The 20,538-nt window shown below is 66.5% G+C and carries 15 protein-coding genes; 5 read left to right on the top strand and 10 right to left on the bottom strand.

Translation table 11 applies throughout. The annotated features are described in order from the left end of the window. Positions 1 to 28: 28 nt before the first annotated feature. Entirely contained in the window at positions 29 to 844 is an 816-nt protein-coding gene (locus GPJ75_RS08155; RefSeq protein ID WP_163266943.1) for a hypothetical protein, read from the bottom strand. A 459-nt stretch (positions 845 to 1,303) separates the two neighbouring features. Here GPJ75_RS08155 and GPJ75_RS08150 point away from each other — a divergent pair, with 459 nt between their 5' ends. Next, a complete protein-coding gene (locus tag GPJ75_RS08150; RefSeq protein ID WP_163266941.1) occupies positions 1,304 to 1,858 on the top strand; it encodes a DUF3299 domain-containing protein in 555 nt (184 codons plus the stop codon). Between the two features lie 8 nt (positions 1,859 to 1,866). Here the strand turns inward: GPJ75_RS08150 and GPJ75_RS08145 are convergent, their stop codons facing one another. The 4 genes from GPJ75_RS08145 to GPJ75_RS08130 all read right to left on the bottom strand — a co-directional run bounded on the left by GPJ75_RS08145 (position 1,867) and on the right by GPJ75_RS08130 (position 4,368). Next, positions 1,867 to 2,358: an Lrp/AsnC family transcriptional regulator gene (locus GPJ75_RS08145; protein WP_159587918.1), complete on the bottom strand. Its 492-nt coding sequence runs from the start codon at positions 2,356 to 2,358 to the stop codon at positions 1,867 to 1,869. A 111-nt stretch (positions 2,359 to 2,469) separates the two neighbouring features. Next, positions 2,470 to 3,084, bottom strand: a complete 615-nt coding sequence (locus tag GPJ75_RS08140; RefSeq protein ID WP_163266939.1) for a uracil-DNA glycosylase family protein — start codon at positions 3,082 to 3,084, stop codon at positions 2,470 to 2,472. A gap of 36 nt (positions 3,085 to 3,120) precedes the next feature. Further along, entirely contained in the window at positions 3,121 to 3,732 is a 612-nt protein-coding gene (locus GPJ75_RS08135; RefSeq protein ID WP_163266937.1) for a glutathione S-transferase, read from the bottom strand. A gap of 21 nt (positions 3,733 to 3,753) precedes the next feature. After that, the gene (locus tag GPJ75_RS08130; RefSeq protein WP_163266935.1) at positions 3,754 to 4,368 is read right to left on the bottom strand and encodes a thermonuclease family protein; all 615 of its coding nucleotides are present in this window, start codon (positions 4,366 to 4,368) and stop codon (positions 3,754 to 3,756) included. Positions 4,369 to 4,435: 67 nt separating this feature from the next. Between GPJ75_RS08130 and GPJ75_RS08125 the strand changes: the two genes are divergently transcribed. Then, positions 4,436 to 5,962 carry a sensor histidine kinase gene (locus GPJ75_RS08125; RefSeq protein ID WP_163266933.1) on the top strand — a complete coding sequence of 509 codons (1,527 nt, stop codon included), beginning with the start codon at positions 4,436 to 4,438 and terminating at the stop codon, positions 5,960 to 5,962. A 6-nt stretch (positions 5,963 to 5,968) separates the two neighbouring features. Here GPJ75_RS08125 and GPJ75_RS08120 read toward each other — a convergent pair whose 3' ends face one another. Beyond that, entirely contained in the window at positions 5,969 to 6,946 is a 978-nt protein-coding gene (locus GPJ75_RS08120) for a nicotinate-nucleotide--dimethylbenzimidazole phosphoribosyltransferase (RefSeq protein ID WP_163266931.1), read from the bottom strand. A gap of 133 nt (positions 6,947 to 7,079) precedes the next feature. Here GPJ75_RS08120 and GPJ75_RS08115 point away from each other — a divergent pair, with 133 nt between their 5' ends. Both GPJ75_RS08115 and GPJ75_RS08110 read left to right on the top strand, forming a co-directional pair. Continuing rightward, on the top strand, positions 7,080 to 7,307 hold the full coding sequence (locus tag GPJ75_RS08115) for a DUF1289 domain-containing protein (RefSeq protein ID WP_205602495.1): 228 nt from the start codon (positions 7,080 to 7,082) through the stop codon (positions 7,305 to 7,307). A 5-nt stretch (positions 7,308 to 7,312) separates the two neighbouring features. Continuing rightward, a complete protein-coding gene (locus GPJ75_RS08110) occupies positions 7,313 to 8,011 on the top strand; it encodes a TIGR02281 family clan AA aspartic protease (protein WP_163266927.1) in 699 nt (232 codons plus the stop codon). A 102-nt stretch (positions 8,012 to 8,113) separates the two neighbouring features. Here GPJ75_RS08110 and GPJ75_RS08105 read toward each other — a convergent pair whose 3' ends face one another. Together GPJ75_RS08105 and dusA are read right to left on the bottom strand one after the other, a co-directional pair. After that, on the bottom strand, positions 8,114 to 8,935 hold the full coding sequence (locus tag GPJ75_RS08105) for a sulfite exporter TauE/SafE family protein (protein ID WP_163266925.1): 822 nt from the start codon (positions 8,933 to 8,935) through the stop codon (positions 8,114 to 8,116). An 81-nt stretch (positions 8,936 to 9,016) separates the two neighbouring features. Continuing rightward, on the bottom strand, positions 9,017 to 10,024 hold the full coding sequence (dusA, locus tag GPJ75_RS08100; protein WP_163266923.1) for a tRNA dihydrouridine(20/20a) synthase DusA: 1,008 nt from the start codon (positions 10,022 to 10,024) through the stop codon (positions 9,017 to 9,019). 301 nt (positions 10,025 to 10,325) lie between these two features. Here dusA and GPJ75_RS08095 point away from each other — a divergent pair, with 301 nt between their 5' ends. Then, the gene (locus GPJ75_RS08095) at positions 10,326 to 10,877 is read left to right on the top strand and encodes a Spy/CpxP family protein refolding chaperone (protein WP_163266921.1); all 552 of its coding nucleotides are present in this window, start codon (positions 10,326 to 10,328) and stop codon (positions 10,875 to 10,877) included. Positions 10,878 to 11,279: 402 nt separating this feature from the next. On the opposite strand, the gene GPJ75_RS08090 is transcribed toward GPJ75_RS08095, so the two are convergent. Both GPJ75_RS08090 and GPJ75_RS08085 read right to left on the bottom strand, forming a co-directional pair. Further along, positions 11,280 to 12,050 (bottom strand): SDR family oxidoreductase, encoded by a 771-nt coding sequence (locus tag GPJ75_RS08090; protein WP_205602492.1) that lies wholly within the window; start codon positions 12,048 to 12,050, stop codon positions 11,280 to 11,282. 95 nt (positions 12,051 to 12,145) lie between these two features. Then, positions 12,146 to 20,491, bottom strand: a complete 8,346-nt coding sequence (locus GPJ75_RS08085) for a GH36-type glycosyl hydrolase domain-containing protein (protein WP_246248975.1) — start codon at positions 20,489 to 20,491, stop codon at positions 12,146 to 12,148. Between the last annotated feature and the right edge of the window lie 47 nt (positions 20,492 to 20,538).

The following is a 20,538-nucleotide window of genomic DNA, read 5'->3' as shown; positions in this document are numbered from 1 at the left end:
GGGGCGGTTCGCGCTTTGCTCCGCCGCCTCACGACGTATCGGGGCTCTCCAGCGCGTAGAGGGCCAGCGAATGGGCGTGCGCGAGGATCTCGTCGACCTCGCGGATGTTGCGGGGGCGGATTTCGGACGGGTCGAAGCGGGAGAGCCGGCCGCCGGGCGGCCGCCCGCCGCGCAGCGGTGCGATGCGGCGCGTAAGCCCCAGATCGCGGCGCGCCTTCCAGCGGGCAAAGCGCCTGGCCTGTCCCGGCAGATCGTCAAGGGCGGCGAGCAGTGCCGCAAGCCGCCGGCCAAGGCGCGCGGCGCTGACGGGATCATCGCGGGAGGGCGGCCGCGGGAGGGGAGACGGCTCGATGAGGCCGGGAAACAGGATGCGCGGGACGGCGTGCGCGGGCCTATTGCCGCCGCCGCCCAGCGCCGGGGTATGCGGCAGCGGGTCGAAGAGCGGCAGGCTCACGCTTCGCGGACGGGCGGGCGCGGCGGCGCGCCTGGCTTCCGCCCTCGCTCTGCGCGCTGCGGCGGATAGGTCGGCGGGAGAGGCCATCACGGCGATGCCGAGGCTGCGCAGGAGCGGCACCGGGCTTGCGGGCCTCTGTTTGCGCGGGGGCGGCAGACAGACGGTGAGACCGCGCGCGGCGGCGATGACCAGCCGCCGCGCGGCGGCCTCAGCCGGGCGCAGCAGGCTGAGGATGGCGCGCCAGAGATGGCGGGGCAGGGTCTTTGGCGGCTCGCCTTCGGCCAGCACCTCGGGATGAGGACCCACGGCCGGCCCGGCCATGGCCACGAGGGAAGCGACGATGCGCTTCAGCGCCTCGCGATCCCGCTCGATTGCCGCAGTTCCGTCCATGGCTGCCTCCTTTCTTTAGGCGGCGGGATTATCGCACGAGTTGGGAAGGGCGTGAATGAAGATAGGAAAACATTCCTGACAAATGCTGACAGGGGTGCATTTTCCGCCGCCCCCCAACGCGCGCGTCATCCCAGAAGCCGGAGCGAAGCGGAGGCTGTCCGGGATCCATTCCGGAAGGTGGACGAGTCACGGAATGGGTCCCGGACAAGCCTTCAGCCTTCGCCCTTTGGGCTTCGGCTGACAGGTCGGCTTGTCCCTGATGACGCGCGTTTGGGGGCGGCAACCGGTCTCCCCCTTGTCGAAGGGTGAGCCTGTCGAAGGATCGAAAGATCGAAGGAGAAGCACTGACGATCACCGACCAGCGTCAGCGCCTCACCCATCTCCAGAACGGCCTTGCCTTGACCGGGTCGAACACGCAGAGTTTATTTTCTCGGTGGTTCACTGAAAGCGGCGATAACAATGCGGGTCGGGGTTCTTTTCACGGTTGCGATAGCCAGTCTTCTCCTGCCCGCGACCGCCGGGGCGGAAAGCCTGAAGATCGGCTGGCGGGACCTGCTCCCCGAGGGCCATGCGCCCCTCGCCCCGCAAAAAATCCGCCCCACGCCCTCCGCAAAGCCCCGGCAGATCGCGCTTTCCACCGCGTTCGACGGCAAGACGGTGGAGCTTTCGGGCCATCTGCTTCCCGCCGACCGCGAGGGCGAGCTGGTCTACGCCTTCATGCTGGTGCCGCGAAGCGGCGCCTGCAGCCACATGGCCCAGCCGCCGCCGTCCCAGGTCATTCGCGTCGTGCCGGAGGAGCCCTACCGGCTCAGCATGAACTACGAGCCGGTGTCGGTGACCGGCCGGCTCACGGCGGGCCTGGAAAAGACACAGCTCTTCATCCTCGACGGCGTGGCGGTCATCGAATCCGGCTACCGCATGAGCATGGCTCAGGTGACAAGTGCGGACTTCGCCGGCGGGAAGGCCCGCCCGGCAACACCGTGGGGCTTCCTTGGGAGCCCTGCGCGCGACTAGCCGGACACTCACGCCGCCGCGTGCGCGGCCTCCTTGTCGAGCACCAGATAATCGAGCGGCAACTCGGTCGTGTACTTGATCTGCTCCATGGCGAAGGAGGAGGAGACGTCGCGGATCTCGATCTTGGAGATGAGCTTCTTGTAGAAGGCGTCATAGGCGGCGATGTCGGGCACCACCACGCGCAGGAGATAATCGACCTCGCCGCTCATGCGGTAGAACTCGACCACCTCCGGAAACTCCTTGATCACCTCGGCAAAGCGGCGCAGCCACTCGTGGCTGTGGGCATTGGTGCGGATCGAAACGAAGACCGTGACGCGGGCGTTCACCTTGACCGGGTCGAGGATGGCCACCCGGCGGCGGATAACGCCCTCCTCCTCCAGCTTCTGGATGCGCCGCCAGCACGGCGTCGTCGACAGCCCCACCTTCTTGGCGATGTCGGCCACGGCAAGCGTGGAATTCTCCTGCAGGAGGCGAAGAATCTTGCGGTCGAGACGGTCCATGATGGAATCTCCGGGAGGAAATTTTTTCCAAACGTGGGGCAATCTGCGCCCGGTTTCAAGAAAAATTTTCTCAACAGAAACTGCAATTTCCTTCACGAAGGGAGGGCGCGGTCACGTCCTCGCCTTCACTTCCTCTTGAAGAACAGGCAGCAAGTCTTTCTCAAACCACGGATTTTTCTTCAGCCAGGCCGTGTTGCGCCACGAAGGGTGCGGCAGTGGCAGAAGGCGTGGGCGCTCCGATGCGGCGAAAATCGCTTTCCACTCGCCCACCGTTTCTGTCACGCCCTTGCGGCGCAGGGTGCCCAGATGCCAGGCCTGCGCGTACTGGCCGACGGTCAGGACCAATTCGATCTGCGGCATTGCGGCCATCAGGCGGGCGCGCCAGGCCGGCGCGCATTCGCGGCGCGGCGGCAGGTCGCTGCCCTTGGCATCGTAGCCGGGAAAACAGAAGCCCATGGGCGCGATGGCAAAGCGCCGCGGATCGTAGAACTCATCCCGGGTCACACCCAGCCAGTCGCGCAGGCGGTCTCCGGAGCGGTCGTCGAAGGGCAGACCGGAAGCGTGCACGCGCGTGCCCGGTGCCTGGCCGGCGATCAATATGCGGGCGGTGCGCGAGCCGGTCACCACCGGGCGCGGCTCGTGCGGCAGGGGCGCGCCGACCGGGCTCTCCCGGCACAGCCGGCAGGCGCGGATCTCCCGCAACAGGGCTTCCAGCGTGTCGGTCATGGAGGTGCCGTCCCGATGGCCGCCCTCGGGCGGCCGCTATGCCGCCGCGCTGGGTCTTGCGGCGACGTCGTCGTACCAGCGTTTCAGGTGGTGCAGGTCCGCCGGCATTTCAATGCGGGCCGGTTTCATGAACTGTATGGCGACAAGGCCCGTGATATCGGCGATGGAGAAATCGTCGCCGGCAATGAAGGGGCGGTTCGCCAACTCGCCGTCAAGGAAGCGCATGAACGCGACCGCCTTCGGCTTGTTCGCCTCGCCCCATTCGGGCACCTGCGGCACCTCCCACTCCTTCATCGCCGGGTGCAGGTGGCGGAAGGCGGCGGCGACGGACATGAAAAGGCCGAGCTCGACGCGGCGCTGCCACATCTCCACCAGGGCCCGGCCGAGCGCACCCTTGCCGAAAAGTGCCGGCTCGGGATGCAGCTCCTCGAAATAGCAGCAGATGGCGATGGTTTCGGTAAGCACCGTACCGTCGTCGAGTTCGAGCACCGGCAGGCGCCGCAGCGGGTTGAGGCTGGCGACGGTCTCGCCGCGATGCTCCATCGCGCCCATGTCCACCGGCACCAGCGGCACCTCGATCCCCTTCTCGGCGAGGAAAATCCGCACCCGCCGCGGGTTGGGCGCCCTGCCCCCGTCGAAAAGCCTCATCGCTGCCTCCTTCCTTCATCGTTACGTGGCGGCACGCTCCGCAAGGAGTTGCCGCAAGAAGTTTATCACCTGGCCGATCCAGTCGTGCGGCGCCTCCTCGATGCTTCGCCGCCCTGCACGCCAGTCTTGCGGGGTCTGGAACGTGCCGGCCCACAGGCCCCTGCGGGCGCCGCGCGCCTCCGCCTCGACGCCATGATAGTCACCGTAGGAGATTGCCCAGCCCGATTCCACCATCGCCTTACCGAGATCGCGCCCGCCTGCCGCGCAGCGCGCCAGAAGCCGGCCGTAGCGGTCGCGCTCCCAGCCTTCGCAACTGACGGCCCGCCCCCCGATCAGTTCCGCCAGCGCCTGCCGCGCCCGCCGTCCGCAGGCATAGGCATGGCCGTTGCGGCTGCATTCCTGGGAAAGTTCGGGTGCATCGATGCCGCGCAGGCGTATGCGCTCGCCGGCGAGCGTCAGGCTGTCGCCGTCGGCAAGCGTGACGGCACCCGCCACCTGCCGCGTCGCCACCCGGTCGATCCGTGCCGCCGCAAGCGCCAGGAGAGCCAGGATCGCCAGCGCCAGCGCCCAATCGCCATAGCGGCGCACGCGGCTCGTCCGTCTCCTGACGTGTCGACCGCGTCTCCATACACTCATGCGTTGAAGGGTCTCTTAATCATTCGGACATACTTTGGGCACGTAGAAGGCGGGAACAAAGCACGCGATGGCGCGCAGCAGAAGCTATACGGTCGACAAGTTCATTGTCGACCGCAGAAAGCCACATCGCAACAGCGACGTGGCACGCGCGGTGCGTCGCACGCGCGAGCGCCTGTCACAGACCGCAGGCAATCCCGCCTTCGACCGCGAGATGCTGAAAATCCACGCCTCGGCGATCGCCGGCTGCACGCCGGCGGTACTTCTGCTCGTCCTCGTCGTCGGGCTGATGGGTTTTGCCGCCGGCATGGAGCGCGGGATATTCATTTGGGGGCTGGTCACGGCGGCCGGCTATGCCGCGCTTTATCTTTTCGCCCGGCGGGTGGATGCGCTGGCGCTGGCCGGGATGGGCGAGAAGGCCCTTTCACGGCGCTTCCTGCTTCTGCACTTTACAAGCGGCATAGGCTGGGCCTATTTCGTTTCCCTCGAATGCGCGACGTGCGGGCTCGACCACATCCCGGTCGTCATGGCCATCATTCTCCTGATGACGATTGCCGCCACCGCGCTCGTCGCCGCCTCGCTGCGCGGCGCGCTGCTTTCCACCTTTGCCCTGCCCGTGGCCCTTTATGCCCTGCTCTACGTCCAACTGCCGCTCGGCGTGGAGCCGATCATGGCCGTGCTCCTGATCCTTTCCCTGCCCTTCTTCTCCTACGTCGCCCAACAGCGGAACCTGGCTTCGGTACAGCTCTTGTCCTTCCGCAGCGAAAAGGACGCGCTGATCGCCGAACTGGAGACCGCCAAGGCCATGTCGGACGAGGCGCGCCGGCGCGCCGAGGAGGCCAATCTGGCGAAATCCCGCTTCCTCGCCTCGATGAGCCACGAACTGCGCACGCCGCTCAACGCCATTCTCGGCTTCTCGGAGGTGATGGCCAAGGAGGTGCTGGGGCGGATCGACAACGACACCTATCGCGAATATGCGAAGGACGTGCACGAATCCGGCCAGCACCTGCTCGACCTCATCAACGAGATCCTCGACCTGTCGCGCATCGAGGCGGGCCGCTATCAGTTGAACGAGGAGCCGCTGGAGCTTACGGACGTGGTGCAGGAATGCTGCCGCATGATGGAGTTGAGGGCGCGCGCCAAGGACATCCGGATCGAACAGCAGGCCGAGCCGACACTGCCCCTGCTTCTGGCGGACGAGCGCGCCGTGCGCCAGATCACCCTCAATCTCCTATCCAACGCCGTCAAGTTCACCCCTTCGGGCGGAGAGATCCGCGTGCGTGTCGGCTGGACGGCGGGCGGCGGACAATATGTGGCCGTGCGGGACAACGGGCCGGGCATTCCCGAGGACGAACTGCCGGTGGTACTGGCGGCCTTCGGCCAGGGCTCCATCGCCATCAAGAGCGCCGAGCAGGGCACCGGCCTCGGCCTGCCCATCGTGCAGGGCCTGGCGAAGCTGCACGGCGGCAAGCTGGAACTGAAGTCGACGCTGCGCAAGGGAACGGAAGCGATCGTCGCCTTCCCGCCGGCGCGCGTGATGGAGGAACTGCCGGCCATCCCCACGCGGCAGCCGTTGCGAAAACGCGCGAGCGCCTGACGCGCATCAGCCCTCGCGCGCCCTCACCTCCGCCATGCCGGCGCCGAGTTCCCCCGCCGCCTTCACCAGCCCCGCGGCAAGCGCGGCACCGACGCCGTTGTGCCCATTGGTGCCGAGGGCCAGCAGCGGGAGCAAGCCGAGATGTTCCGCCGCCTTGCGGTGTTGTTCGCTTCGCGTGTCGGCAAGCAGGCAATGGTCGAGCGCGGCGGGGTTTAGCGCATGGAGGGCAGCTGCCGCGGCCGTCGCCGCAAGGCCGTCGAGGATGACCGCCACCTTCTGCGTGCGCGCGGCCAGGATGGCGCCGGCAAGTGCGGCGATCTCGCGCCCGCCGAGCCGGCGCACGGCCTCCAGCGGATCGCCGAGATGCCCCTTATGTGTGCGCAACGCCCTGTCGAGCAGCGCGACGGCCTCCTCCCCCGCCTCCGCCCATTCCTCCGCTCCGCCGTTCCGAAGCGCGCTCAGCACCGCCATGGCCGAAAGATCGGCAGCGCCACCCACCGCACCAAGGCACAGGAGATCGGCGCCGACGGCCACCGCCTCCATCCCGAAAGCCATCGTGGCGGCGGCCGCGCGCTCGTCGAGCGCGGGCGCCTCGGTGATGTCGCCCACCGGCAGGTCGAGCGCGAGGTCGAAGACGTTCAGGCCGAGGTCGCCGGCCGCGCACAGGTGGCTGACGGGGGCCGCGCCGGAGGCGATGGCCTCCACCTTGCCGCGCGCCTCTTCCACAGGGTCGCCCGTGCCCAGACGGTGCGCCACCTCGTGCGAGGCGGCAAAGAGCGCCACCACGGGCCTTGCCACCCGCGCCGGCGCGCGGCCCGTCACAGCCGCCAGCCAGGTTGCGAGCGTCTCCAGCCGGCCGAGCCCGTGTTCCCCGCCCTCTCCCGACAAATGCCCGCGCACCCGCCCTGCCGCTGCCTCGTCCAGGCTGGGCAACTGGTTGGCAAGGTTGCGGATGTCGTCGAAAGGAAGGCCGCTTGTCGTCATGTTCGCTTTCTCCTGCAGTCGGCCGTGGCATAGAGCGGAGGGAAGCTGCTGGCAATGGCGGTCCGAAGCGGGCTTGCGTTCTCTGCCGGCGGCCCCCATGTGGAACCAACGACAGGAAGGCGACATGGACGCGATCGAATCCCCCTGCATTCTCGTCTGCTCGATCGACGAGATGACCGGCTATTGCTTCGGCTGCGGGCGGACGCGCGCCGAGATCGGCGCCTGGCTCGCCATGACGCCGTCCGAGCGGCGAGCGGTCATGGAAGCATTGCCGGCGCGGCTTGACTCCATCGAACGCAAGCCTCGGCGCGAGACGCGGCGGGCGCGGTTGGCGCGCGAGCGCGCCGGAAAAGCGGGATAGAGCACATGCGGCTTTTCTGGATCATCATCGCCGTCATGGCCGCGGGCCTCGTCCTTCTGGTCGCCAACCATGAGAACGGTCAGGTCTTCGGCATCGAAAACAATGCCTTCGCCTCGGTGCTCTATCTCAGCCTTTGGGCGGCCGTCCTCATCGTCGGCATTGCCGGCTCGCGAATGCGCTTCTCCGCCGTCGCACGCGATCTTGCTTACTGGCTTCTCATTCTTCTGGTCCTGACGACGGGCTACCAGTACCGCTACGAACTGCAGGATGTGGCGAGCCGGCTGACAGCCGGCCTCGTTCCCGGCAGCCCAATGTCGCTTGCCGGTTCCGAGGGGCATGCGGTGATGCTGGACAAGTCTTCCAACGGCCATTTCGAGGTGCGCATGCTGGCGAACGGCGCGACCGTGCGGGCGCTGGTCGATACCGGCGCCTCGGCAACGGTGCTGACGGCGGCGGACGCCGAGCGGGTCGGCATTGCCGCGCAGGATCTTCGTTTCACCACTCCCGTCATGACGGCCAACGGCCGCGCGCTTGCCGCACGCGCCAGCCTCGACACGCTGCGCATCGGCCCCATCGAACGCACGAAGATGCCGATCCTGGTGGCCGAACCAGGCCGGCTGGAACAGAGCCTGCTCGGCATGCAGTTCCTGAGCAGCCTGTCGGGCTTCGAGATGCGCGGCGACCGCCTGATCCTGCGCGATTAGCTAGAGCAATTCCAAGAAAAGTGGAAACCGGTTTTCCGTCCGGAATTGCGACAAAACAAGGAGTTAGACCAAATCATCGATTCCATGAAACGATGAATTGGTCTAAACAAGGCTCCAGGCGAAGCGGGCCGACACGAACAGCGCGAAGAGACCGAACGCGATCTCCAGATGCCGCTTGTCGAGGGCGTGGGCAATGCGCACCCCGAGCGGGGCGAGGAGGAGCGTGACGGGGATGACGAGCAGGACGGCGATCCAGTTGACGTAGCCGGTCGAGGCGACAGGCAATTGCGGCAAGCCCCAGCCGGCCCAGATATAGCCGAGGAACCCGGGAACGGAGATCAGCACGCCGACGCCCGAGGAGGTGGCCACCGCCTGGTGGATGGGGCGGCCGAAGAGCGTCATGAAAGTGTTGTTGAGAATACCGCCGCCGATACCCATCAGCGTCGACAGATAGCCGATGAGGAAGCCGACGAGGGAGCGTACGGGATTGCCGGGAACGGCCTCACCGATATGCCAGCCCCGGCGGTTGAACAGGAGCTTGAGGCCGACCAGGAACAGGATCGCCGCGAAGATGGCGCGCAAGCCCGCGCTGGAGATGAAGGCGGCCGTCAGCGAGGCGGCGACGACACCCGCCGGCACGGCGACGATAAAACTGCGCAGCAGCTTCATATCCACCGCGCCGCGCAGGAAATGGGCGCGGCAGGAGCGCAGCGACGTGGGCACGATGATGGCGAGCGAGGAGCCGACGGAGAGGTGCATGCGCACCAGATCGTCGACGCCCAGGAGCCCGAACACCTGATAAAAGACAGGGACGAGGATGGCGCCTCCGCCGATGCCGAAGATACCGGCCATAAGTCCCGCCACCACGCCGGACGCCGTGACGGCCAGCGCAAAGGCAGCAACCTCACCTGCCGGCAGATCCATCCCCGCCCTCTCCTTTCCCTTGTGCCGGAGGCACTGGCTAGCCTCCGCGTGGAGGAAAGTAAATCGTGGAGGACAGCGCCTTTACGCCGCCTCGGCGCGCGCGGAACGGTCGACCGCAGAGAAGGCCTTCAGCAGCACCTCAGGACCGGCATCGACGCTGGTGGCATCAGTAGAGAGGATCTGCCGATAGCGCCGCGCCCCCGGCAGCCCGTGGAACAGGCCCACCATGTGGCGCGTGACGTGGGATAGACGGCCGCCCGTGGCGATGTGGCGCGCGGCATAGGCCGCCATTGCCTCGACGACCCCTGCAAGGTCCACGGGCCCTTCCTGTGCGCCGTAAACGCGGCCATCGACGGCGGCGAGCATGGCGGGCGTATGGTAGGCGGCGCGGCCCACCATCGCCCCGTCGGCCCGCTTCATGTGGGCCGCTGCCTCATCCAGGGACTGAATGCCGCCGTTCACGCCGATGAATTGCTTTGGATATTTTTCCTTCAGGCGATAGACGCGGTCATAATCGAGCGGGGGAATGTCGCGATTCTCGCGCGGGCTCAGGCCTTCAAGCCAGGCCTTGCGCGCATGCACCCAAAGCGCGTCGGCGCCGGCCGCGAAAACGTGCTCCGCCAGCCGGTCGAGCGCTTCTTCCGGATCCTGATCATCGACGCCGATGCGGCACTTTACCGTGACCGGCACCGACACCCTGCCCTTCATCGCCGCCACGCATTCGCCGACCAGCTCCGGCGCCTTCATCAGACAGGCGCCAAAGGTGCCCGATTGCACCCGGTCGGACGGGCAGCCGACATTGAGGTTAACTTCGTCGTAGCCGAAATCGGCACCGATGCGCGCCGCCTCCGCCAGCTTCCCCGGTTCACTGCCGCCAAGCTGCAGGGCGACGGGGTGTTCTACGGCATCGAAGCCCATCAGCCGGCCCCGGTCGCCATGGATCACCGCATCGGCGACGACCATCTCGGTATAAAGCAATGTCCGCCGGGTAAGCTGGCGGTGGAAGAAACGGCAGTGACGGTCCGTCCAATCCATCATCGGGGCGACGGCGAAGATTTTTTCTTGGTTTTCCAACGATTTATGATGCATATCAACCAGATCAGCCAGTAACCCGTGCACTCAAATAGGACCAAATTGCACGGATTTGTACCTCTTTTGTCGCGAACGTTCAGCCTCAAAACGCTGGCCAACGAATGGGTCGTTGAAATTGAGCGGTTGATCGACCTCGGCGGAGAGCCCGGCGGTCGTTCGTCTGATGAAGACCTAAGATCGGCCGCAGCTTGACGCTGATCAATGATGCGCCGTCAAAGGCGTGCTTAGCTTTCAAAATCAGGAATGGGAACGCGTGCAGCTTTTCAGGCATGCCGCGTCGTTCAATCAGGAGGCAGGTATGTCGAGATATTGGATTGGCATCGCGTTGGCAGCGGCAGCGGCCACATCGTCATTGGTGAGCGTACCGGCGGCGGCAGACGACGAGCGCGGTTGGGGACCGCGCTGGGGCTGGAGCATGGAGCGCATGATGGGCGGCGGGGGGCCCGGCATGATGGGGTGGTGGCTGCCCGACGGCATGCTCGACCGCGTGGACGGCCGGTTGGCTTACATGAAGACGGAACTCAAGATCACGCCCGATCAGACCGCTGCGTGGGATGCCTTCGCCGCCATCGTGAAAACATCGACCGAAGCGCACAACGACATGATGCGCTCCATGGCTGAGCAGTACGACGATGGAAAGATGTTCGACAAACCGCTGCCCGAGCGGCTTGCCTGGCAGATTTCACAGATGGAAACGCGGCTTGAGCAGATGAAATCGGTCAAGACCGCCACGGATGATCTCTATACCGTCCTCGCCGACGAGCAGAAGGCTGTGGCCGACGACATCGTTCTGCCCATGATGGGAATGGGAATAGGCCGCAGCCAAGGTCGGCACATGATGCGTTGGTGACAACGGGCCGCCAGGGGAGAAAGGATCATGGTGGGTAATCCGGACCAACGTCGCGGTCGGATTGCGGGCGACAGGATGGGACCGCGGCCCGACGTGGCTATCGCCGTGCTCGCCGATCTCGGCCTTTCCGATGAGAGGATCGGCCGATATTTCGGCGTTTGCCCGACCCGAATTGCGGCCATCCGACGGTACAATTCCCCGCCCAGACAAAAAGTCGACCGAAGCGCGCTCCGGTAAACGGCACTCGATCCAGCTCTGAGCGAAGCCGAGGCAGCGGCGCGGCTAGCCCGCCTCGGCCCCAGCCGGAGCCAGGTTCGCTGAAGCCCACGCGGAGGAGATCTTTCTTCCGCATCATTATCGACCGGATGTCCGGGCGCGAAGGCAGCCTGTAGGACGTCGCCCCTACTGGGCGACAAACCCACCATCGATCGGGATATTCGCTCCTGTTATGAAGGAGGCGCGATCGGAGCACAGCCAAATGATCAGTTCCGCAACCTCCTCCGGTTCGCCGATGCGGCCGATAGGATGAAACGGGTCCATCATTTCCCGCGTGCTCATTTCCCCATCCGTCGACTGCTCGGCCAGCGAATCCAGCATGCGCGTGTCGATGCCGCCGGGACAGATGGAGTTCACCCGGATCCCCTGCTTGCCGTATTCCAGCGCGGCATTCTTGGTGAGCCCGTTGACCCCGTGCTTGGAGGCGACATAGGGCGCAAGGCCGGGAAAGCCGATGAGGCCCGCAACCGAGGCGAGGTTGACGATCGCACCACCGCCGTTCTTCAGCATCTGCCTGATTTCGGCCTGCAGGCACAGGAAGGTGCCGCGCAGGTTCACGGCGATGATGCGGTCGAAATTGTCGAGCGGCTGCTCGATGAAGGGTACGATCTTCCCCTCGATGCCGGCATTGTTGCAGGCGCAGTCGATCCGGCCAAAGCTCTCCACAGCCTTGGCGATCAGCGCATCGACCTCGTCCGGCGCTGACACATCAGCCCTGATGAATACCGCCTCGCCGCCCGCTTTCTCGATCATGACAACCGTTTCTTCGCCGCCCTCGACATTGACGTCGGATACGACGACCTTCGCGCCCTCGGCGGCAAACTTCAAAGCTGCCGCACGTCCGATACCCGCGCTGGAACCTGTGACCAGTGCGGTCTTGCCAGACACCATACCCATTTTGCCCATCTCCATCGTTTCATTGGCCGGGAGAAAGCTACCAAAGCCTCTCGGTGCCCGACTTGACCGATGTCAACGGGCCTGTGCCCTGCGGCTCAGATTTGTTCAGCCACTTTTGAGCGCCGCACGGGAAACGGCTTCAGGCGCACCTGGACCCGGTGCGTCTTCCCGTCCGCAGGCAAGGCGATGGCTCCCTCGTGCACCTTGCCGTCGACCTTGATTTCAACGCGGCCATGGCCGACCCTCTCCGGGTCGTTGACCTCGACTTCCAGCGTGCCGCCCGGCACTGTGATTTCCGCCTTGAAGCCACCCCAGCCCTTCGGCAGCGCAGGGTCGATCATCAGCCTTCCCCGCTCAAGCTTGAGACCCAGGATCGCCTCGATGCCGAGCCGCCAGGTCCAGGCGGCCGCGCCCGTGTACCATGTCCAACCGCCCTGGCCGGTGTGCGGATCGACGCCTGCGATATCGGCAGCCACCACGTAAGGCTCGACACGGTAATGCTCCGCGTCAGCTTGCGTCACCGCATGGGTGAGCGGATTGAGGAAGTGGAACATTCCAGCCGCCCTGTCGCCGTCGCCGAGCCGGGCAAAGGCATGGCCGAGCCAGGCCGCCGCATGCGAGTATTGCCCGCCATTCTCGCGTATTCCGGGGGGATAGGCCTTGATGTAGCCGGGGTCGAGCGGCGTCTTGTCGAAAGGCGGCCATAGCAGGCGGGCGATCCGCGCCTCCTGCGACACAAGCTCGCCCTCGGCATTCTTCAACGCCGTCCGCGCCCGGCGCGACGGCACTCCACGTGCCAGCACCGCCCAGGATTGTGCGATGGAATCGATGCGGCATTCTTCCGCCCCTGCCGTTCCCAGGGGATTGCCGTCGTCGTCGATCGCGCGCAGATACCAGTCGCCATCCCAGGCGGCGGCCTCGACCGCCTCCTCCATCTCGCGCGCGCGGCTTTCCCACCGCTCAGCGAGATCGGCCCGCTTCACGATGCGGGCGAGGCTGCCGAAGCGCCTCATCGTGGCCGTAGCGAACCAGGCGAGCCAGACGCTCTCGCCGCGCCCCTTACGGCCGACCCGGTCCATGCCGTCGTTCCAGTCGCCGCTGCCGATCAGCGGCAGGCCATGTGCGCCGCTGGTGATGCCGCGCTCCAGGGCGCGCTCGCAGTGCTCGAACAGGCTGCGCGGCTCGCTCAGCATGTCATAGCGCGCGTAACGGTCATCCTCGTGTTCCGTCAGTGGAGGGGCCTGCAGGAACGGCACCTGTTCCTCCAGGATCGCCTCGTCGCCCGTCGCCTCGACATAGGCTGCCGCGACATAAGGCAGCCACAGAAGGTCGTCGGAACAGCGTGTGCGCACGCCCCGGCCATTGGGCGGATGCCACCAGTGCAGCACGTCGCCCTCTTCGAACTGATGCGCGGCGGCCTTCAGGATATGCGCCCGCGCCCGTTCCGGCTCGCTCCACAAAAGCGCAAGCACGTCCTGCAACTGGTCGCGGAAGCCGTAGGCGCCGCCCGCCTGGTAGAAGCCGGCACGCGCCAGGAGCCGTGAGGAATAGACCTGATAGAGGAGCCAGCGATTGAGCATCAGGTCCGTGGCAAGATCGGGCGTCGAGACCTTCACGGCGCCGAGCCGGCGGTCCCACAACCGTGCGAGGTCATGAAAGGCAGAGTCGCAGCGTGACGGGTCCTGCCAACGCTGGGCGAGATCGGCCGCCTCGGCAAAATCGCTCCCCTGCCCCAGGATGAAGATGGCCTCGGCCTTGCCGTTCGCCTCGATGTCGAGATGCACCTGGAAGGCCGCGCAAGGATCAGCGCCCGGCCGCACGCGCTGTCCCAGGTCCCAGCGGGTCAGGCCCGCCGGCAGCGCCGCCTCGCCTTCCCGGCCCAGGAAATCCTCCCGGTCGGTGGTGAAGCTATGCGGCGGCAGGCTCGACGTCAGGAACGCCACCCGGTCGGCGAAGTCCGGGTTCCACGGGTTGCGCGCGTGAAGCATGTGGCAGGACGGATCGTAGCCGCACACCACAAAGGGCCGCGCCATCCGCGGCAGGCTGCCCAACAGCCATTCGGCGTAGTAGGTGGCGATCACCCTACGGGGCCTCGGCTGCGGATTGTCGAGTTCAAGCCGGACGATCTTCACCGGGTCGTCCGGCGGCACGAAGACGGTCAGCCTCTGCTTGAGTCCGTGAGCGGCGTTGCGCCACACGGTGTAGCCGGCGCCGTGGCGGATTTCGTGCGCCCGTCCGCCGCCCGCTGGCCGCGGGGTGGGCGTCCAGACTTCGGCGGTCTCCTCGTCGCGAAGATAAAGCGCCTCAGGGCCGGGATCCGCGACGGGATCGTTGGTCCAGGGCGTCAGCCGGTTCTCGCCGCTGTTCACCGCCCAGGTGAAGCCGCCGCCGGCCTCGGTGACGAGCGTGCCGAAGATATCGTTGGCCAGCACGTTGCACCACGGCGCCGGCGTTGCCTCCCCCGGCTTCAGGTGGATCACATATTCGCGGCCATCCGCGCTGAAGCCGCCATAGCCGTTGTCGAACAAAAGGCCCTCCGGCCGTGCGATGTCCGGAGTTTCGGCGGATCGAGACGCCAGGGTCGCCTCGAAATGCGGCGCCTGGGGCCGCATCTCGGCCACCGCGGCGAGTTGTTCTGTCAGCGTGCCCCGTGCCGTGTCGAGCACGGCGACGGCGCAGGCTTCGAGCAGGCGCCGCTCCTCCTCCCCCACCTGATCACCGAGGATCAGATGCACGCCGCCTGCGCGCCCCAGAAGCTCCTGCGCCTCCATGTCCTGCAAAAGCGACAGAAGCTTTTCGCGCAACGGCTCGACATAGCCCGACATGCCCGGCCGCATGACGATGAGATCGGCCAGGATGCCGCGCCGGCGCCATATCTTCAGGCCCGCGATCAGGACATGCAGAAGATCGATGTTCTCCGGATCGCCCGCCTTCACAAGCAGGATCGGATGATCGCCGGAGATGCCGAAGCTCCAGAGCCTGGGCTGCCCCAGCCGATTGGCCGCGACGACCTCGGGTGCGGCGCGCAGGGCCGGGTGGCGGCAGGTCAGTAGCGACGACAGCGCCTGCAATTCGGGCAATCGCGCCGGCTCGAGGCTGAGCTGCCGCGCCTCCCGCGCCGCCTCCATCGCCGCGTCGTCGAGCGCCCAGTCGAGCGCTGCCGGCGTGGCGTAGCGGTCGGCAAGGCGCAGAACGGCCTCGCGCGATTCCGCGGCCATGGTGACCAGCGAGAACTGCCGGCGCTCGCCCGGCGCGAGCGTCATATGCAGGTCGTACGCCATGACGGAATCGAGTGTCCACCCGGTAGAGCCGGTCAGCACCTCGCGCAGAGCCTGCGGCGCGCGGAGAGTGCCGTTGCGCCCGATGAAGCTGCGCCGATCCGTCTCGAAACCCGCAATCTCCACCTCGGGGTCGTCGCATATGATGCGGTGAAGGAGGGCCGGCGGCTTTTCCTCCGCTCTGCGCGGGCGGCGTGTGAAGACAAGCGCCTTGAGGCTGGGCAGGTATTCACTGCCCACGAAGAGCTTGCTGAAGGCCGGGTGGCGCTCGTCCTCCAGCGCCGGCGCGAGCACGACTTCGCCGTAGGAGACGAGGCGCAGGCGGCGTTCGGCATCGCTTTCGTTGACTATGCTGATGCGCCTGATCTCCACGTCGTCGTCGTGGGCGACACCTACCTCCATGCGCGTGCCGATACCGCGGTCGCGGCGATGGAACTCCGCCATGTGGGGGTGGAAGACAATACGACCCTCTTCGGGCGCAATCCCGGTGGGCTGCCGGCCGATCGACCACAAAGCGCCATTCTCCTCGTCGCGGACGTAGAGCCACAGTCCCGCATCGTCCCGCGTCGGGTCCGGTTGCCAGCGGGTCAACGCATGGCCGCGCCAGGCAAGCCCGCCGCCCCCGCCGGTGCTGACATGGCTCGAGAGGCTGCCATTGCCGAGCGCGTGGATTTGCGGCAGAGGGCTCTCCGCCGGCGGCTGCCAGGGGTGCGGGGCCGGCAGCGCGGGCTTCTTCCGCCCCTCCTCCGGCTCGGCCAGTTCCGACGCCTGGAACTCCGGCGGCAGCTCCCATGGGATGCGTTCCTGCACCAGAAGCGCGATGGCGCGCACGTTGGCGTGGGCATTGAAGCGCCGCACCAGCGCGCCGGTGCAAAGCGCGTTGTCGAGGGCGGCGAGGATCATGCCCTGGTGGTGCGCCATGTAGCTGCGCACGGGCACAAAACGCCGGCCGGCCGGCCGGCGCTCGGGCGTGAAGTCGGCGGCCTCGAACAGGCCGTAGAGCCCGCCGAGGCCGATCTCTTCCAGCGCCCTCAAGTTCTCGACGGCCAGATTCGTGCGCACGGGCAAGGCGAGCGCTGCCGCATAGGGTGCGACGACCAGGTCCTGGGCGAGATCGCGGCGCAGGCCCAGCTCCGATACGCCGAAGCCGCGGTAGCGGTAGTTGTGGTCGGCATCGCGCGAAGCGAAGGAGGATTCGGATATCCCCCAGGGCACGCCGCGCCTTTCGGCATAGCGGCGCTGGAGATCCACGGCGGTGCGCTCGCTTTGTCCCAGCAGGGTCTCTGGCGCGCTTCTCAGGAGCAGCGGCGGCATCAGATATTCGAACATGGAGCCGCTCCAGGAGATCAGCGCCATACCGCCCTTTTCCCGCGCGAGCGGACGCCCGAGGTGGAACCAATGCTCGAACGCGACATCGCCCTTGGCGATAGCGAAGAAGCTGGCAAGCCGCGCCTCGCTGGCAAGTAGGTCGTAATGGGAGGGATCCAGCCGGTCGGCGCTGACATTGTAGCCGATGTGGAAAAGCCGCGCCTCGCGGTCATAGAGCGGACGGAAATCCATGGCGAAGGCCAGCCTTTCGCTGGTCGCCGCCAGTTCCCTCAACTCGTCGCGCAGCGCGCTCTGACGCGCACAGCCTGCCTCGATCGCTGCCTCCAGGTCGTGCAGCCAGGCGGCCGCACTGCCTTGCGCGGTGTTGGCCGCCTGCGCGATCAGCGAACAGGCGTGCGAACAGCGATCCTCGATCACTGTCGGCGAGATCGGCGCGCACAGCACCTGCTTCAGTTCCAGCGCAAACTTTTCCATGCCGCCCGCCGGCGCTTCCAGCAACGGCAGCCAGGGGGAAAGCTCCTGCAGGTCGCGCTGCATGCGCGTGAGATGATGCCGTGCCCGCTCGAGCCAGACATGGATATTGCGCAGCCGTTCCGTCTCCCGCTCGTGGTGAGCCGAAATCAACTTTGCAATAGCCTTTTCGAAGCGCGGAAACGCTTCTGCCACGATCTCGGACAACACCGGCCACGACACCGTCACGTCGTCGCGTGCGCGGGATATGAACGCTGCCAGGGCGGAACGATGGGGCGCGAGCGTGTCCGTGCCGTCATGCGCCGGGTGGTCCGTCGCCTCGGCAAGCACGTCCAGCGTGTCGGCAAGCCCGTCCCACAGCTGCGCCCTCAGAAGCGGCTCGGTCGCCGCCTCCTCGCATCCCGCCTTCAGCGCGAGGAGGCAGACGGCAAGATTGCCGCTGTCGACGGTCGAGACATAGCGCGGCTCCAATGGCTCCAGCGTACGCGTGTCGTACCAGTTGAGCAGGTGGCCCCGGTGCCGGGCGAGCCGGCCGAGCGTGTCGAAGGTGTTGCGCAGGCGGGCCGTGAATTCGCGCGAATCCACATAGCCGAGGTCCCAGGCGGCGAGCGCGGACAAGAACATCATGCCGATATTGGTCGGCGAGGTGCGGTGCGCGATTGCCGAATGCGGCTCCTCCTGGAAATTGTCGGGCGGCAGCCAGTTGTCCGTGGGGCCGACGAAAGTTTCGAAGTAAAGCCACGTGCGCCGCGCCAGCCGACGCAGGAAGGCGCGGTCCTTTCGCTGGACTTCCTCCACCGCCGGCTTCCTGCGCCGGCTGATCAGCACCGCGATTTCGGGGGAGATCAGCCACACGGCCAGCAATGGAGCGGCGGGGATGAGAGCCGGCGGATTTACGAACAGGATTGCCGCGGCTGCCAGAACGGAGAATACCGGCGTAAGCCACATATAGCGCCACGCCGCTATACGGGGACCGGCGCCGTCGACGGCGGCCGCCGTATGGGCGGCGGACGTCCATTCGAGCAGATGCCGGCGCGAGATGCATAGCCGCCAGCATGTTCGCGCGATCGCATCGACGGCGACGGCTGCGTCGTGGACGAGGAAGACAATGGCAAGTGCCCAACGCCCGGAATGGTCCGCCAGGTTGTGAAGCAACCCCTGCATGGCGCCGCGCCGGGGGCCGCGGGCGAGCCCCGTGACAAGGTCGGTGAACAGGTAGGCGCCGGGCGCGGCGACCGTGAGCAGGGTCCACGCCAAGGCGCTGCCCGGCAGGACCAGCCAGCCGGCCAGCACCAGCACAAGAAGCGAGAGCGGAATGAGGCTGCGGCGGAAATTGTCCAGGATCTTCCAGCGGTCGAGCGTCGAGAGTTCGTTGACGAAACGCTCTCCGCCCTGCCCCGGCACGTGCCGCATCAGCCACGGCAGGAGCTGCCAATCACCCCGCACCCAGCGGTGCCAGCGGCGCGCATATTCGACATAGCCAGCCGGGAAATCCTCGTAGAGCACGATGTCGCTGGCAAGGGCCGCGCGGCCATGCACACCTTCGAAAAGGTCATGGCTGACGAGCGCGTTTTCCGGCACACGGCCTTCGAGGCTTTTGTGGAAGGAGGCGACCTCGTAGATGCCTTTGCCGACATAGATCCCCTCCCCGAAGAGGTCCTGATAGACGTCGGAGACGGCGCGCGAATAGATGTCGATTGCCGTGTTGCCGGCATAAAGGCGCGCGAAGGGCGAGCGATTGCCGCTGAGCGGCGATATCTCCACCCGCGGCTGCAGGATGGTGTAGCCAGAGTGCACACGGTGCGACCGTGCGTCGAAGCGCGCCTCGTTGAGCGGATGCGCCAATGTGCCGGCGAGCCGACCCACCGCGCCCGGCGGCAGCACAGTATCCGCATCGACGGTGACCACGAAGCGGACGCGGCGAAGAAGCTCGGTATCGCCCTCGAACAGGCTGAAGCGCGATCTGTCGCCTTCGAGCACAAGCCGGTTGAACTCCTCGAGCTTGCCGCGCTTGCGCTCCCAGCCCATCCAAGAGCCTTCGCAGGGGTTTTGCCGCCGCGGCCGGTGCAAGAGGTGAAAGGGCCTGCTTTCGCCCGAGCCGTAGCGCTGGTTGAGCCGGCGGATGCCGGCCAGCAATTCCTGTTCGATCGCCTCGTCGCCCGGCGCATGCTCCTGCGGCGCGTCGGCGAAATCGCTGAGCAGCACGAAACGCAGCGACGGGTCCGGATTGGCAAGCCGGTGCGCCTCGAGCCGCTCCATCAGCCGCCGGATTTCATCGGCCTTGCGAATGATGACGGGTATGGCCACCACCGTCGGGCAGTCTTCGGGAATGCCTTTCTCGAAATCCAGCTTGGGCAGGACGCGCGGCGGGATCGTGCGCGTGATGAGCCAATGGACGAAGGTGACGCCCAGCACCGAGGCCGGCAGCGCCGTCAGCGCGGCCCCCAGCACCAGCATGACCGGTCCCGCCCCTGCAATCGCGAGATAGGCGACGGGCAGAACCAGGGCAGCCGTCGAGGCGATAAAGAGTGCAGTGACATAAAGCAGACCGGGATGGCGGCGAAGCCAGCGGCTACACGCGGTCCAGAACGGAACGCCGTAGCCCAGAAGCCGCTCGAAGGGATATCGGCCGCCGCCGACGAGCCAGTGGCCGACATGATCGCAAGGCTCTTCCGGCACGCCTCCCGCCTCGGAAACCGCTTCTTCGGCAACCTTCAGCTCGGCGATCCCGGCGCCCGCCGCCAGTTCCTCGACCGCCTTGCGGTAGCGGTCGCGCGTCTCGAAATCCATGCGCGGATAGACCCCCGCCGGGTCTTTCCTGAGCGTGGCCTCGACCAGGCTCGTGCGGTCGAAGAAGTCTTTCCACGGGACGGATGTGATGCCGATCACGTTTGTGAGCGCGCGGGCTACACGATCCGTATCGTCGAATGTGCCGAACATGCCCACATAGCGCGTCGGCACGAAAGGCGGCCGCACCGCGGGGAACAGCCGGCCGCAGGCGTCAGTGAGAATCTCCAGGCACGCAAGCCGCAGCATGGTCGGAAACGCCCACAGCTCTCCGATCGTCAGCGGTGCGCTTTCCTGATAGACGCGGACGAACTGCACGGCAGCGCCCAGCGAAAGCTGAAGATGCGAGGCGTGCAGATATCCATAGGCCAACGCCAGGACGCGCGGGTTTCCTTCGTCCTCGTCGTTTCCCAGGGCCGGGAGCCGGTGGTAGAAATCCTCCGGCATGTCGCGGGCAACCTGCCGGATGGCACGCCGTATCTGGTAATCGTTATCAAGCAGCCACTCGGCGGCCTTGGAGGCATGCGGCTCGGGATCGGCGGCAGCCGCCTTGAGGGGCCGGAGCCATTCCGTCATTCGTTCGAGTTTCACCCAAGAGGCGACATGGCGCGGCCTCAGATCCG

Source organism: Chelativorans alearensis (assembly GCF_010993735.1).
Taxonomy (GTDB): Bacteria; Pseudomonadota; Alphaproteobacteria; order Rhizobiales; family Rhizobiaceae; genus Chelativorans; species Chelativorans alearense.
This window is presented reverse-complemented; position numbering and strand designations above follow the sequence as displayed.